This is a genomic window from Flavobacterium sp. PL12 (assembly GCF_039123485.1).
Classification (GTDB): domain Bacteria; phylum Bacteroidota; class Bacteroidia; order Flavobacteriales; family Flavobacteriaceae; genus Flavobacterium; species Flavobacterium weaverense.
Window position 1 is genome coordinate 52409 of sequence record NZ_JBANDI010000003.1, and the last position, 15702, is coordinate 68110.

12 protein-coding genes and 1 tRNA gene are annotated in these 15702 nt (G+C 33.3%); 3 read left to right on the plus strand and 10 right to left on the minus strand.

The window, feature by feature from the left end:
* Positions 1 to 109: 109 nt before the first annotated feature.
* Positions 110 to 1711, minus strand: coding sequence for a phosphoenolpyruvate carboxykinase (ATP) (gene pckA, locus RCH19_RS02250; RefSeq protein ID WP_343021847.1), 1602 nt, complete (start codon positions 1709 to 1711; stop codon positions 110 to 112).
* An 80-nt stretch (positions 1712 to 1791) separates the two neighbouring features.
* On the minus strand, positions 1792 to 2178 hold the full coding sequence (locus RCH19_RS02255) for a DUF423 domain-containing protein (protein ID WP_343021848.1): 387 nt from the start codon (positions 2176 to 2178) through the stop codon (positions 1792 to 1794).
* A 201-nt stretch (positions 2179 to 2379) separates the two neighbouring features.
* On the opposite strand from RCH19_RS02255, the gene RCH19_RS02260 reads away from it, so the two are divergent.
* Positions 2380 to 3750 (plus strand): saccharopine dehydrogenase C-terminal domain-containing protein, encoded by a 1371-nt coding sequence (locus RCH19_RS02260; RefSeq protein WP_343021849.1) that lies wholly within the window; start codon positions 2380 to 2382, stop codon positions 3748 to 3750.
* Between the two features lie 60 nt (positions 3751 to 3810).
* On the opposite strand, the gene RCH19_RS02265 is transcribed toward RCH19_RS02260, so the two are convergent.
* From RCH19_RS02265 to RCH19_RS02275, 3 genes are read right to left on the minus strand one after another with little or no spacing between them, the layout of a single operon-like run.
* On the minus strand, positions 3811 to 5340 hold the full coding sequence (locus RCH19_RS02265; protein ID WP_343021850.1) for a M56 family metallopeptidase: 1530 nt from the start codon (positions 5338 to 5340) through the stop codon (positions 3811 to 3813).
* Entirely contained in the window at positions 5337 to 5711 is a 375-nt protein-coding gene (locus RCH19_RS02270) for a BlaI/MecI/CopY family transcriptional regulator (RefSeq protein WP_343021851.1), read from the minus strand. The genes RCH19_RS02265 and RCH19_RS02270 overlap by 4 nt, the downstream gene beginning before the upstream one ends.
* Positions 5712 to 5719: 8 nt before the next feature.
* Positions 5720 to 6145 carry a hypothetical protein gene (locus RCH19_RS02275; RefSeq protein ID WP_343021852.1) on the minus strand — a complete coding sequence of 142 codons (426 nt, stop codon included), beginning with the start codon at positions 6143 to 6145 and terminating at the stop codon, positions 5720 to 5722.
* A 403-nt stretch (positions 6146 to 6548) separates the two neighbouring features.
* Here RCH19_RS02275 and RCH19_RS02280 point away from each other — a divergent pair, with 403 nt between their 5' ends.
* A complete protein-coding gene (locus RCH19_RS02280) occupies positions 6549 to 7121 on the plus strand; it encodes a hypothetical protein (protein WP_343021853.1) in 573 nt (190 codons plus the stop codon).
* 380 nt (positions 7122 to 7501) lie between these two features.
* Here RCH19_RS02280 and RCH19_RS02285 read toward each other — a convergent pair whose 3' ends face one another.
* Positions 7502 to 8890 carry a dipeptidase gene (locus RCH19_RS02285; protein ID WP_343021854.1) on the minus strand — a complete coding sequence of 463 codons (1389 nt, stop codon included), beginning with the start codon at positions 8888 to 8890 and terminating at the stop codon, positions 7502 to 7504.
* A 106-nt stretch (positions 8891 to 8996) separates the two neighbouring features.
* Between RCH19_RS02285 and RCH19_RS02290 the strand changes: the two genes are divergently transcribed.
* Positions 8997 to 9078: transfer RNA gene (locus RCH19_RS02290), tRNA-Leu, on the plus strand.
* A 239-nt stretch (positions 9079 to 9317) separates the two neighbouring features.
* Here the strand turns inward: RCH19_RS02290 and RCH19_RS02295 are convergent.
* The 4 genes from RCH19_RS02295 to dinD all read right to left on the minus strand — a co-directional run bounded on the left by RCH19_RS02295 (position 9318) and on the right by dinD (position 15680).
* A complete protein-coding gene (locus RCH19_RS02295) occupies positions 9318 to 12506 on the minus strand; it encodes a type I restriction endonuclease subunit R (RefSeq protein ID WP_343021855.1) in 3189 nt (1062 codons plus the stop codon).
* A 1-nt stretch (position 12507) separates the two neighbouring features.
* Positions 12508 to 14052, minus strand: coding sequence for an ATP-binding protein (locus tag RCH19_RS02300; protein WP_343021856.1), 1545 nt, complete (start codon positions 14050 to 14052; stop codon positions 12508 to 12510).
* On the minus strand, positions 14037 to 14762 hold the full coding sequence (locus RCH19_RS02305; protein ID WP_343021857.1) for a DUF6088 family protein: 726 nt from the start codon (positions 14760 to 14762) through the stop codon (positions 14037 to 14039). Before RCH19_RS02305 ends, RCH19_RS02300 begins: the two co-directional genes overlap by 16 nt.
* A 72-nt stretch (positions 14763 to 14834) precedes the next feature.
* On the minus strand, positions 14835 to 15680 hold the full coding sequence (dinD, locus tag RCH19_RS02310; RefSeq protein ID WP_343021858.1) for a DNA damage-inducible protein D: 846 nt from the start codon (positions 15678 to 15680) through the stop codon (positions 14835 to 14837).
* Between the last annotated feature and the right edge of the window lie 22 nt (positions 15681 to 15702).

Genomic DNA, 15702 nt, shown 5'->3' on the forward strand with positions numbered 1-15702 from the left:
GCTAATTTTTTGAGCAAAAAAAGCCGTTCTTGCGAACGGCTTTCTGTTATTCCTGAATTAATAATATTGTAATTATGATTGTGTTCTAATAGTGAATTTAGGATTTAAATTATGCTACTGGAGCACCAGCCATAATTTCAGCATTAGCAAACTCTTCAAATTTAGCGAAGTTAGTTCTAAACATCTGACCTAATTCGTTAGACTTAGTATCATATAATTTTTCGTCTTCCCACGTGTTTCTTGGATTTAGAATCTCAGAAGGAACATTAGGACAAGATTGCGGAATTGCAATTCCAAACACTTTATGATTCACATATTCAACATCTTCTAATTCGCCGTTTAAAGCAGCAGTAATCATTGCACGTGTATATTTTAGTTTCATTCTGCTACCTGTTCCGTAAGGTCCACCAGTCCAACCAGTGTTTATTAACCATACTTTTACGTTAGCATCTTTGATCTTTTTACTTAACATTTCCGCATATCTTGTAGGGTGTAATGGCATAAATGGTGCACCAAAACAAGCTGAGAAATTAGGTTGTGGTTCTGTAATTCCAGCTTCAGTTCCAGCAACTTTTGCAGTGTAACCTGATATGAAGTGGTAAGCAGCTTGCCCTGGAGTCAATCTTGAGATTGGAGGCAAAATTCCGTATGCATCAGCAGTTAGGAAAAATATATTTTTTGGATTGTGTCCAATAGAACCTGGTTGAATATTATCGATATGATATATTGGATAACTTACACGCGTGTTCTGCGTGATAGAAATATCTTCGTAATCAACTTCATTAGTTTCTTTGTTGATAATTACGTTTTCAAGAATTGCTCCTTTTTTGATCGCTCTAAAAATATCTGGTTCATTCTCTTCTGAAAGGTTGATTACTTTTGCGTAACATCCGCCTTCAAAATTAAATACAGTATTTTCATTAGTCCAACCGTGTTCATCATCTCCAATTAATTTTCTATTTGGATCTGCAGAAAGAGTTGTTTTTCCAGTTCCTGATAATCCGAAGAAAATCGCTGTATCATCTTTTTCTCCTACATTAGAACTACAATGCATTGGTAAAGTGTTCTTATCAACTGGAAGGATAAAGTTTAAAGCAGAAAAAATTCCTTTTTTCATTTCTCCTGTGTAACCTGTTCCACCTATTAAAGCAATCTTTTTTGTGAAATCTAAAATTGCAAAATTGCTTTGACGCGTTCCGTCAACAGCAGGATCTGCCATAAATGTAGGAACACATAATAAAGTCCATTCTGCTGTGAAGTTTTCAAGCTCTTTAGCTTCAGGTCTTAAAAACATGTTGAAACAAAATAAATTTGCCCAAGGAGTTTCTGTAACTACGCGAACATTTAATCGGTAATTAGGATCAGCACATACATATGAATCTCTAACGTAAACTTCTTTGTTAGATAAATAAGCAGTAACTTTTTTATATAGAGCATCAAATGCTTTAGGTTCAAAAGGAATGTTAACTTTTCCCCACCAAACTTGTTTCTCCGTAATACTATCTTTTACAATAAATCGATCTTGAGGAGAGCGGCCAGTGTACTCACCAGTGTTAATTGCTAAGGCGCCACTAGAAGTTTCAATTCCTTGCTTTAGTGCAATTGTTTTTTCGTGTAATTCGTTGGCTGATAATTGGTAATGAATCTTTGCGTTTTCAATTCCCATGTCTTCTAGCGAAATCGATTGCGTAAACGGTGTGTTATTATTCATAAAATTATGTGTTGTGTGGTTTAATTTATCGACTGCAAAAGTAGAAATTATATTTCAGATATGTTTTGATTATCTAAGTTTTATGATTTTTTGTTAAAATAATTCAATAATAAGGCTCCCCAACCAAGTATAAGTAAGAGCCCGCCTATGGGTGTGATAAAACCTATAACTTTAAAGTCAAAAGAAGTAAGGTCGTTTGTCGCTAATAAATAGATTGAGCCCGAAAATAAAAATATTCCAAAAGTGACTAGATAATAAATTGTCTTCTTAGTTTTTTGTGGTAAATCAGTCAATATTCCAATAAACAATAAAAATAGGGCATGATAAGTTTGATAGCGTACTCCGGTTTCAAAAGTTGCAAGTTGGTCTAACGTCAAAACTTTTTTTAATGCATGTGCTCCAAAAGCGCCTAAAATAATTGCAATCATTCCGAAAATTGCAGCCGTTGAAATTATCTTTTTGTCCATTTTGCTTTTTTTAATTATTTACAAATTTATCTCTTATTATATGTATTAGAAAAGAAATTATAATATTGTTTAGATAAAGTTCTTTTAAAATAAATGCAATTTTCCAACGTATTGATTACTATAAACGCATTAACAATTTTTATCCCTACAATTTGTTATGAATACAACATTTTCGTATGTTTGTGTTATAAATGTAAAAAAATGAGAACAATACTTATCATTGGGGCAGGAAGATCAGCTTCATCGTTGATTCAATATTTATTGAATAAATCTGAAAAAGAGAACTTGCATCTTATTATTGGAGATTTATCTTTGGCTTTAGCCGAAAAGAAAACTAATAATCATCCTAATGCTACTCCAATTGCTCTTGATATCTTTGATCAAAGTCAGAGACAAAAAGCGATTCAAAGCGCCAGTATTGTGGTTTCTATGTTACCAGCTCATTTACATATTGAAGTTGCACGTGATTGCATTATATTTAAAAAGAGTTTAGTAACTGCATCATACATCAGCGATGCAATGCAAGAATTAGATGCTGCTGCCAAAGAGAATAATCTTATTTTCATGAACGAAATTGGACTTGATCCCGGAGTAGATCATATGAGTGCGATGAAAGTTATTGATGAGATAAAGGACAAGGGAGGGAAAATGATACTTTTCGAATCTTTTTGTGGTGGTCTTGTTGCTCCAGAATCTGATAATAACCTTTGGAATTACAAATTCACTTGGGCGCCTAGAAATGTAGTTTTGGCTGGTCAAGGCGGTGCAGCTAAATTTATTCAAGAGGGAACCTATAAGTATATACCGTATTGCAACTTATTCCGTAGAACTGAATTTTTAGATGTGGAAGGTTACGGTCGATTTGAAGGATACTCTAATAGAGATTCACTAAAATATCGTTCTGTATATGGTTTAGATGATGTGCTGACATTATATAGAGGAACGATTCGAAAAGTTGGTTTTTCAAAAGCATGGAATATGTTTGTGCAATTAGGCATGACAGATGATAGCTATGTAATGGAGAATTCTGAAAACATGAGCTATAGAGAATTTGTAAATTCTTTTCTTCCTTATCATCCTACGGACTCTGTAGAGATAAAAACACGCTTAATCTTAAAGATTGATCAAGATGATATCATGTGGGATAAATTATTAGAACTTGACCTTTTCAATAATAAAAAAATCGTTGGCCTTAAGAATGCTACCCCAGCTCAAATGTTAGAAAAAATATTGAGCGATAGTTGGACATTACAACCTGACGAAAAAGATATGATTGTTATGTATCACAAATTTGGCTACGAATTTGAAGGATCTAAAAAGCAAATAGATTCCAAAATGGTTTGTATAGGAGAAGATCAAACTTATACGGCAATGGCTAAAACAGTTGGTTTACCAGTCGCAATGGCAACTTTATTGATACTAAATGGGAAGATTACAACTCCGGGAGTTCAACTTCCAATTAGAAAAGAGGTGTATTTGCCTATTTTAAAAGAATTAGAAGAATACGGTGTTGTATTTAAGGAACAAGTAATGTCTTACTTGGGCTATAATCCTGATAAAAACTTTAATTAGTTATTTTTTTTAGATTTTTTTTTGTGGTAAATCCGCTTCGAGAGAAGCGGATTTCTTTTTTTATTGACCAGATTTAATTGTTAGGGGTAAGCTATACATAACGCGAACATTATCATTATTTATTTTACCTGGAGTCCATTTAGGAGATAGTTTCATCACCCTTATTGCTTCTTCACCAGTTCCGTAGCCACAGTCTCTTATGTTTCTGATATCCGTAATGCTACCATCTTTTTCGACAATAAACGTTAAGTATACTCTTCCTTTCACTTTAGCATCTTGCATTTCTTTTGAAATCGTATAATTCTTTCCTACAAATTTGTAGAATTCTTCAATGCCTCCGGGATAATCTGGTTTTTCCGTGATTCCTGCCGAATTATGGATCAAATCTTGATCCTGACTATTACGCGCTTCTTTAGGTGGAGGTGGCGGAGGCATGTCCTGTTTAGAAACTTTCTTTCTATCACTCATTTTAGGTCCGTCGGAGGTCATGTCGATATAAATAGTTTCCGACTTGTTTTTTTGAACTTGCTTCTCTTTTTTATCAGTGGATCTGATTGCTGGCGGAGGTGGAGGCGGGATGCTGTTTTTCTCTTTATCGGTAAGTTCGTTGTATTTCTTTTGTGCTGTTATTTTTTTATTAGCATCGCGAAAAATAAACACAGTATTTTTCCAAACTTCATCTGAGCTTTTACTTTGCTTTGTAGATTCCTTAGTCGTCTTTTCCTTTTTTTCTTGGGCTACGACTTTTGTACATAATGAGAAAAATAACGCTGTTAAAACTGGGATTAGCATTCCTTTTTTTAATACTGCTCTTGCTGTTGATGTTGTGGTTGTCATCATAATTAATCTTTTTTTAGTTACAGAATAGTTTAAATTACTGGCCAAGTAATAGGTTTCGTTCGCGTTTGCCTTTGAAATCAATAAATTTTGGTAAAACGGAACGTTATTATATGATTTTACGACTTTCTCATCTGCTAGAAATTCGTGGTTGAGTTGTATGGCTTTTTTGTAAAAAATAAAAATGGGGTTAAACCAAAATAAAACTTTCAAACTCTCAATGAATAGGATGTCGAATGTATGTTTTTGGGTAACATGAATTAATTCATGTGTGAATAATTCGGCTTCAATTTTTCTATTGTGATAATCTGTTTTATTGATGAAAATGGTGTTTAGGAAAGTGTAAGGAAGCGTTTCTTCTTGAACTAAAATTAACTGTCCGTTTTTATAATCAATAGGTGAAGTTGATTTTGCTTTTGAAAGCAATTTTACAATGTTTCTTATAAAGCGAATCAGCAATAGTGAAGTAATCAAGCCATATGAACTATAGAGCGCTAGTAACCAATAGTTAATTGAATCGGCGATAATTGCAGTAGCTTCTCCTTCTATTTTAATTGTGTTTTGAGTAATAATAGGATTCGTAATTTCTCGAATGATTTCGATGGTTATAAATGGAATTATCAACGAAAAGACTAGTGCAAACAATAAGTAAAACCTATTGAACTGGTGCATTTTTTCGTTTTCTAATACTAGATGATAAATAACTAGTAAAACGAATAATGATGCGGTTGATTTGATTAGGAAGTCTATCATTTTTTCTTATTTTGGATGGCACGGTCAACTATTTTTTTAAGTTCTTCCAATTCTTTTTCAGATAAATTAGTTTCTGTAGTGAAGAAAGAAGCAAATTGTGAAGCGGAATCATTAAAGAAATTCTTTATTAATCCGTTGACATGTTTAGAGAAATACACCGTTTTTAAAACTAACGGATAGTATTCTCTTGAGTTTCCATATTCAGTGTAAGCGACAAAATTTTTATCAATCATCCGCTTTAATAAAGTGGCGACAGTAGTCGTCTTAGGTCTTGGTTCAGGATAGGCTTCGAGCAAATCTTTCATAAAAGCTTTATCTAGATTCCAAAGATGTTCCATCAATTGTTCTTCGGCGTTAGTCAGTTGTTGCATTGCTGTTTTTATTTTGTGTATATTTCTTCTATTGGCATTCCGTTTTCATAAATCTTTGTTCCAAGCAGAACTCCTTCTGAATCATAAAAAGTCCATTTTCCAGTAGGCAGCCATTCTGCTTTTTTTCCAATCATTACTTTTTGTGAATATCCTATTTGCTGAATTTTTCCTGTATTGTGATATTTTATAATATGACAACTATTTTTTCTAAATTTTTCTTCGGTCACTAATTTTTCTTCGGTATATGATTTCCATTTTCCAGTTTTATTTCCTTTTTGATATCTTCCTACAGTGGAGGACTGAATTGTCATGAAGTTTTTAGTTTCAATCCATTTGCCTTGTTTTATACCATTTCGAGTCTGGTTTATTTTACAACTTGTAAGACTGAGACAAAATATAATAAATACTATTTTGGGTATAATTTTAAATTTCATTTCTACAGATTAAAACATTGCTCTACAAATGTAGAGTTATTTTTTTAATTCACAACTATTTTTTAAATTAATTGATATTTAATGTTTTACAGTTTTAAAATATTAAATAAAGATTTGCTTTTTTAATTTTGATAAAAATGTAAAGAGTATTTGCAATGATTTTATCTTAGCTATTCAGTGTAAATTACTATTTAAGAAGTTTAAATTCTCACTATTTTTTTTCGAAAATTATTTTCACAATTTATTATTTCTGTAATCTTAAATTTTATACTCCGTCACTATCGTAACATATTTAAATAGTCCTAAAGTCTACAGAAATGCCCAATGATATAAATGTCAGAATTGTCTCCAAATGGCATAATTTGTGCTAAATTTGTATGTACTATCAATTAAAAATAATATTATGAAAACAAAAATATTACTTGTTGCTATTGCATTTTTCGGCTTTCAGTTGGGATTTGCTCAAGAAGCCAAACCAGTTGCTAATGATTCTACAGGAGTGCTTCCAGTAGCTATTTCAGCACAAACCATGGTAGAGAAAGACGCTCTTAAAGAAAAAGCTCAAGCAGAAAAGGCGTTAAAAGATGCTGAAAAGGACAGGAAGAAAGCTCATAAAGAGCAAGATAAAGCAGAGAAAAGCCGTAAAAAAGCCGAGAAAGCAAAAAATAAAGAGGAAAAGGCTAGAGATAAAGCACAAAAATCGAGAGATAAAGCTGCTAAAAAAGCAGAAAAGCAAGAGAAGAAAATTGGAAAAGCAGACAATTTAATTGATAAATTAAATAAAAAACTCGACAAGGAAGAAAAGCAACTAAGTAGAATGCAGGATAAATTTGATAAAGCAACTTCCAGAGGAAAAATTTCCGAAGTTAAGTTGGGAAAAGAAAATGTCAAAATTACTAAGCAGCAACTTAAAATTAAAAAGCTAGAAGCTGATCTAGTAGATGCGCAAAGAAAATTAAAGAAATTAGAAAGATAATTTTATAATCCTCAATTCAGGTTGGGGATTTTTTTTGGAGTGCGATGAAAAGGAGTTTAGAATTTTAAAAGTTTATTTTGAAAAATCTTCCATGTTAAGGATCACTTCATGGTGCTTTTATTTTCACAGCAATTAAGAGAACCTCGTTTGGAGCGAAAAGCATTTTTATGAGAAGTTACGAAGCATAAAAAGATTACTTCATGATGATTTTATTTGGGTATTCACTGAATTTCAATTGTAATGAAAAGTCTGACTTTAGTAGTAGCTCAAGTGCAAATTTGGAAATCAATTTTCAGCAATAAAATAATTTCTAATCTTAAATAAAAAGTCCGTTTATTCAGTAGAGAATAAACGGACTTTTAATACATTTTTGAAAAGCTTTATTTGCTCAATTCCACAAAATACTTATAAAACAATGGAATGGTTTCGATTCCTTTCAGGTAATTGAAAATTCCAAAATGTTCGTTTGGTGAGTGAATAGCATCGCTGTCTAATCCAAATCCCATTAATATAGTTTTGCTTTTTAGTTCTTTTTCGAATAAAGCTACAATTGGAATACTTCCTCCAGAACGAACTGGAATCGCAGGAACTCCAAAAGTCTCTGTGTAAGCCATATTTGCGGCTTTGTACCCGATGCTGTCAATAGGTGTTACGTAACCTTGGCCACCGTGATGCGGTTTTACTTTTACGGTAACACCAGCAGGAGCAAGGCTTGTGAAATGTTTTGTAAATAATTCTGTTATATTTTCCCATTCTTGATTTGGGACTAAACGCATTGATATTTTTGCAAATGCTTGACTTGCAATAACTGTTTTAGCACCTTCACCAGTATAACCACCCCATATTCCGTTTACATCAAGAGTTGGACGAATTGAGTTTCTTTCATTAGTCACATATCCTTTTTCGCCATAAATGTCGTTTAAGTCGAGTGCTTTTTTGTAATTATCTAAATTAAATGGTGCTTTTGCCATTTCAGCTCTTTCTTCAAGAGATAACTCTTCAACATTGTCGTAGAATCCAGGAATCGTTATGTGATTGTTTTCATCATGAAGTGAGGCAATCATTTTAGCTAAAATATTGATTGGATTAGCGACAGCTCCGCCATACAGTCCAGAGTGTAAATCACGGTTAGGACCTGTGACTTCAACTTCCACATAACTTAGTCCACGAAGACCAGTTGTTATTGATGGTTGTTGGTTTGAAATCATTCCAGTATCTGAAATTAAAATAACATCGTTTTTTAATTTCTCGTGATTGTTTTCGACAAATGTTTTTAGGTTGACACTTCCTACTTCCTCTTCACCTTCAATCATAAATTTTACGTTACAAGGCAAGGTGTTGGTTTGCATCATTAGCTCAAAAGCTTTTACGTGCATATACATTTGGCCTTTATCATCACAAGCACCACGAGCGAAAATAGCTCCTTCTGGATGAATTTCGGTTTTTTTAATGACTGGTTCGAATGGAGGAGAAGTCCATAACTCGATAGGATCTGGTGGTTGAACGTCATAATGACCGTACACAAGAACGGTAGGTAAGCTTGGGTCAATTATTTTTTCTCCGTAAACAATAGGGTATCCTGCAGTCTCACATATTTCAACATTGTCACATCCTGCTTTTTCTAAACTAGCTTTTACAGCATCGGCTGTATCGATAACATCTTGGCAATAAGCAGTGTCTGCGCTAACAGATGGAATTTTCAATAATTCAATTAATTCATTTATAAAACGATCTTTATGCTGCTGCACATACGATTTAATACTTTCCATTGATTTTTTATTTTAGTCTTTCAAAAGTACAAAAAAGAGAATGAATATTTTTTTAAATATTTCTTTGTAGATTCGAACTTATGTTTATCTTTGCACCCACAATTGCGCGGATATGGTGAAATTGGTAGACATGCCAGACTTAGGATCTGGTGCCGCAAGGCGTGTAGGTTCGAGTCCTATTATCCGCACTGAAACCCTGACTATTATATAGTTAGGGTTTTTTATTTTAGGATTTGCCCGACTATTGCCCGACAATTTCAAAAACACTAAAATTCTGATGGATTTGAAATGGTTCAACACATCATTCAAATAGTGTTTATGATTTACTTAAAGTCGCTTGAGATTATGTAGAAACCTTGAATTTTAGGAATTATAAATATTTAGGATGTAGTTGGTTGAAAAATCAATTATCTTAAAATAAGATTACTTACCTCGCATACTTCTTAAAATTCTCCGCTTGTTCAAAGATCTCCTTATAAATTTCATCTCGATCTACGGGAGGATATCCATTTTCAGCTAGAAGTACTATCAAATCTGCTTTTAGTTCAGCTTTAATATCTTCTCGTTTGCTCCAATCGGTGTATTTAGTTAGGTCATCTACTACATCTTTCACTCTTTGTGCAAGGATGATCAATTTATCTTCTGGGTAACTAAAATCATATTTTTTAGCCAGTGCTTTCAAAATATCATAAAACGCTTTTTCTTCAATGTCTATACCCAAATCTTTGAAAGATTCTTTTTCCTTTTTTAATGCGTAGTACAGATCAATAATTTCATCTGTGAATTCTTCTAACACTTCACTATTTAGTACATCGCTCTCTTTGCGTTCATTGTAACGGTCAACTATTGCTTGCAATCTTTTGGAAAAATCGATTCCTGTGATTTTATTTATTTTCTTGATGTCATCAATTGCTTTTGCCAATAATTTTTGCAGCAATTTAATTTTAGTATTTGGTAATTTGATTTTGTCAATCTTTGCCATATAATCATCTGAAAATATGTCAACTTCCGTTTGATTGTCTTCACCTAATTTAAAAATTTCCTCTACACCATTGCTCTCAATTGCTTCTTGTAGCATTTGGCGAACTTTGTTATTCATTTGAGCAGTATCTGGAGCTTCGCCTTTGGTTAATTTGAACACTATCGAACGAACTGCTAAATAAAAATGTATGCTGTCCCGTTCAGTTTCTTTGAATGCTCCACTGCCACAACAAATATCATAAGCCGACTTTAATCGTTTCACGATGTACATAAATCGTTTTTCTAAATCTTGCGTGAGTTGTACAAACTCAACCGCTTTGTTAAGTGTATGCAATTGTTCTAAAGGAGAACCACTAAAGTATTTTGTTTTGTCAAACTTATGAAACAACTTATTCAATAGATCTAACTGATCTTTAGTAACTACAATAGATTGCTCTATGTCTTCAATGTTGTCGTGATCTGCTTTGCTGTACATCGCTAAAGCTAAATTCAGTTGTTTTTTTATTCCGATATAATCTACTACAAGACCTTTTTCTTTTCCTTCAAATTTTCTATTTACACGGGAAATCGTTTGAATTAGATTATGTCTTTGTATCGGTTTGTCAATGTACATCGTGTCTAAGAAAGGAACATCAAAGCCAGTTAACCACATGTCAACAACAATTGCAATTTTGAAATTTGATTTCTCGTTTTTGAACTGGCGATCCATTTCTTTACGATCGTCTTTTGTTCCTAGTAAATTATACATTTCTTCCTCATCGTCTTTTCCTCTGGTCATGACCATTTTTATACGTTGGGAAGGTTTGATTTTTTTCTTTTCTTTTTCGCTTAGTTCAACTGTACCATCAGATATTTTAATTTCCGCCCAATCAGGTCTTAAAGCGGTAATGTTTTTATAGAGTTCAAACGCAATTGTACGGCTGCTGCAAACAAACATTGCCTTGCCTTTTACTGTTGCGCCTTCTGCAATTCTGTTTTCGTAGTGGTTTACAAAATCTTCAGCAACAGTTTTTAATCGAGCAGGATCACCAATGATGGCATTCATTTGCGTCATGGCCTTTTTGCTCTCTTCAATTTGGTTTTCGTTGCTTCCGTCTTCGGCACATTGATTATAATAATTTTCAATGTCCTGAAGTTTATGATTGTTTAGTAATACTTTGGCTGCACGACCTTCGTAAACGATTCGCACCGTAATTTCATCGGCTACCGATTCTGTCATGGTATAAGCATCAACTATTTCACCAAAAACATCTATCGTAGCATCTATTGGTGTTCCTGTAAAACCAACATAAGTTGCATTTGGCAAGGAATCGTGTAAATATTTGGCAAAGCCAAATGTTTTAGTAACTCCTTTTTCGGTAACTTTTATTTTCTGATCTAAATTAGTTTGACTGCGGTGTGCTTCATCCGAAATACAAATAACATTCGTTCTATCTGTTAGTAGTTTAGTGTCTTCTGTAAATTTGTGAATGGTAGTTAAAAAAACTCCACCACTATTTCTACCCTGCAACAATTCACGTAAATTGGAGCGGCTTTCAACGCTTACAATCGTATCGTCGCCAACAAAACCTTTAGCGTTGGTAAACTGTCCCGATAATTGATCGTCTAAATCGGTTCTATCTGTAATTAAAATAATGGTGGGACTACCAAAATAAGTGCTTTTCATTAGCAAGCGACTTAAAAACAACATGGTGTAACTTTTACCACAACCTGTTGTACCAAAATAAGTTCCGCCTTTTCCGTCACCATCTGGACGTTGGTGTTTTTTTATATTTTCGAATAACTTTGTCGCTGCATAATATTGCGGATAACGACAAACAATTTTTTCGTTTTTCTTGGAACTATCAGGTAAATAAATAAAATTCTGAATGATGTCACGCAATCTTTTGCGGTTAAACATTCCCTGAATAAGTGTAAACATGGCATCAATACCATCGACTTCCTTTACCATTCCTTCAATCTTTCGCCAAGCATAAAAGAATTCATAAGGTGCAAAGAACGAACCTGCTTTGGTATTCACTCCGTCGCTTATTACGCAAAAAGCATTGTACTTAAACAATTCAGGAATGTCTCTTTTATAGCGTGTAGTTAATTGCTTGTATGCATCATGAATTGTAGTATTTTCTTGAATCGCTGTTTTAAATTCAAAAACGACCAATGGCAATCCATTGATGTATAAAATCAAATCAGGAATACGCATTTCATAGCCTTTGATGGCTAATTGGTTTACAATTTTATAGATGTTTTTATCTTCTTCAGAATAATCAATTAGCTGAACATAAAAATCTTTCTGACTACGGTCTTCACGTTTCAATAAAAAACCATCACTCACCATTTTCATGATAACCTTGTTCGTTTCATACAAATCAGAAGACGGGAGACGTTCTAAATCCCTAACTATAGAATCAATTTCATTTTCTGTAATGTTTTGGGCAACATAATTAGTTCTTAAGTAAGATTTTAAATCCTCAATAATTATCACTTTTTCACTTACTATATGTCCATAAACCGTTTCAGGTTCTGAAGCTCCCTGAAATTCTGTTTGACGTACTTCCGCACCAATACGATGAGTCATTTTTTCTTCTTGGAGCAAACTGATAAACGCTTTTTCTAATTGAGATTCAGTAAATTTCATATTATTTTTTTTCCTCTTTAGCAATTAATAAAACTATTTTACCCGAATCTGATGTAAAATATTTTTGTAATGGACTACTTGGTACATTTGGTAGCGTTCTTCTTAAAAGCTGTTGAGTCAATAATGGCTCAATGTATTTTTTAAAATTGTCATTATGCCTCTTTAATTCCAAGAAATCTTCTTGAATTTCTTTATTGGATTTAGGTGTAAGTGCAAAGTTTAGAATACTAATTTCCTGATCACTTAATTCAGATGCTAACGTAGCATATTTAGCATATTGTTTTTGTGTCGGTTTTTTAATTGGAAATAACTCCATGGCTAATTTAACTAAAGAATCGTAACTCTTCTTAATTTTGTCCGTAGTTCCCTCATCAGCTTGGTCGTTAGCTTGGTCGTTAGCTTGGTCGTTAGCTTGGTCGTTAGCAGGATGTTCTTTCTTCTTATAAACAGCAACTAAAATCCCACCATCAAGAGCAGTGATTTGAGGTTCTGGCAAACCCGCTTCGTCGCAAGAATTATAAATTTTTAGCGTTCCACGACCCCAAGAATCGATGTAACCAGCTTTAAAACAAACATCAGCAATTAATGGGTTTCTAGGACGAGAAATATGGTGTCTTTTTAAGCTTTCTAATTCCATACCATCGGGTAATGTGCCTTCGTTCCAAATTGTTAATTTGTCATCATACACCCGCATTTGAATCATCGAACCCATGTAGGAGCGGTGAACTAACGCATTTAATATCATCTCTCGAATCGCAGCAATTGGATATTCATTTTTTTCAATCCTTTGCATACCTTCAAAGTCGATTGCCTTTATAAGAAATTTGGCGTTTAATATTTGAGGTACTTCTTGCAGTAATTCGATAATGTTTCCTTCTAACACTTCGTGAAAACGTAAGTCGGCATCATCACTCCCAAAACGTCCAATTTTTACTTTAATGTTTGGATAGAAATAATTGGGATCTTTACCAAATAAAATAATTCCTGCTCTTTTAATTTTGCCTCCATTAATTAAACGTAGTTTATCCAAAAGATCTCTGTCAGATAATTCTAAAATATCCTCGGACATTCTACCACTTTTGATAGCATCCTTACAAAAAAGCTGTAAACTTTCCGTAGCAATATCGTCTAGTTTTGCTCCTTCTTCTAAAACATCATCCCAGGTTTTTCCTGCTTTTTTTAATAAAAAGTCGTTTAAGGTAACGCCAGTCATTTCCATTTTAGAGCTTCCTGATCGATAATAATACCTTCCCCTAAGTGAAACAGGAACAGTATAGGGATTTACACGAATGGCTATATACTTTTTATCATCTTCATCGTGTAGATTAACATCACAAATGATTCCTAAATTCTCCCGAATCTTATTAGGCAATGATTCCATTAAAGCTCTGTAGTTTTCTAAATGCGTAATCCTACCATCATCATCTTTACCGATAACAATAGTTCCACCAACTGCATTGGCAAAACCACAAATCCATTTGAGATAATCGTCGTGCCACGATTGTTTCCATTCTATATTTTGAGATTCGCTCATAATAAATTCCATTTTTCAGATGCTTTTAAAACGGCAGTAACACCCGATAATTTATATTTTGTAATTGGATTTAAGCTTTTCTGTAGTACGTCTTGGAATTGCATAATTCCTATTTCTTCCAATAAAGCACCCAAAAGTGCTCTTGTGGCGGGTGGATATTTCTGTGATAATCGTACTAAAGTATTTGTTTCCTTTTCGTTTAGGTTTTTCAATAGAGATATAAACCTTAAACAAGCGGACGAAACAGTACTATCGGGAATTTTTTTGATGTAACGAATAGCATCTAATATTTGCAAAAGCGGAATATTCTCTTTGGTAATGGTATTTTTTTGCTTGATGAATTTAATAGTGTAACGATCTCGTTGCAGCACTGGACGAATTTCGTTCCTACCAATCTGAATGGTATTACTTACTTGCGTAGTTAATCCCAATTGATTGTAAATACTATAACCTGTTAGATAACCTATTGTTTTTCCATCGTCTTCAAGTAAATCTTTTACCACTTGAAACTGACTAGGTTCTAAATTTCCAAACGGGGTACTTTCAGGTTTGTAATATTTACCTTTTGCAAGTTTAGCTATCTTACCTGAAACAGCCATTCTATTTAAAGCTTTAATGACTGCCTGCTTCTTATTCACCTCTGTAGTAAAGTCAGCATAGGTGAATACATATCCCTTAGGAAGTCTATCTATAGTAACGGCTATATAATCAGTAGTTTTCATGTCTTTTTTAATTACTACAAATATATACTTTTGTCCAGTTTATTATATAAAAAACTGGACATTGTTAATGAATTATCTTTCACTTAATTTATCTGGATTCTTTAATGCTTTTTTTTCTTCACTAACAAGTCTTCGTTTAATTTTACTAATATCTTCTTCAGGAGATAAATTTTCGGGAACAATACCACGAGAAAGAAGTGTGCTTCTTACCGACTTATTATTTGTAATATGCTCCTTTGAAATTTGCCCTTCTGCTTTCATTTTATGCTGTTTTGCATTATAAATAGTGATCTCAGTAGCAAAATCTTTAGCTTTAAGCAAAATGGTAGGCATGAAATCCGCTAATGGTTTTGTAGTTGGTAAATTCCATTTTGTTTTCATTTGCTGTGTTGTTTTATTAAACAAGGCAGCGTCACCTTTACTACGTATTAAAGCAAAATTTTCATTACCACCAGTTTGTTCAAAAATCACTTGTGATAGTTCTTTTTCGGTAACTTTTAGTTTGTTTCTAGCTTGTACTCTTTCATACTCTAACAGCTGTTGCTCTATTAGCTCTGCTTTTCTGGTTTGAATTGCAAAATAACGTTGCGCAAAAGCAATAGTTTCTTTTCGAGGATCTCCATTTTGTGCAATAAGATAACAAGCATATCTGGTAAGCATCATATCCTGTATCTCTTTCTCAGCACCTTTAGGCATTTGTATCGTTTTCCCGACGTCGGCAAAATGATGCTCAATTGCTTCTCCAGAAATTTCACAAGCTGTTTTTGCTTTAGAAATAACCCCTAGAAAATTATCCCATTTAGTGTAATCTAGTAAATGTTGTACGTCTCTAGCCAACCAAAACTCAATTCCTTCTTCAGTTTGATGGGATTGTGATTCAAAATTTGCGGTTAGCGTATGGATTATTTCTTTTTTCATGTTTTAAAATTTTGTAAACTAG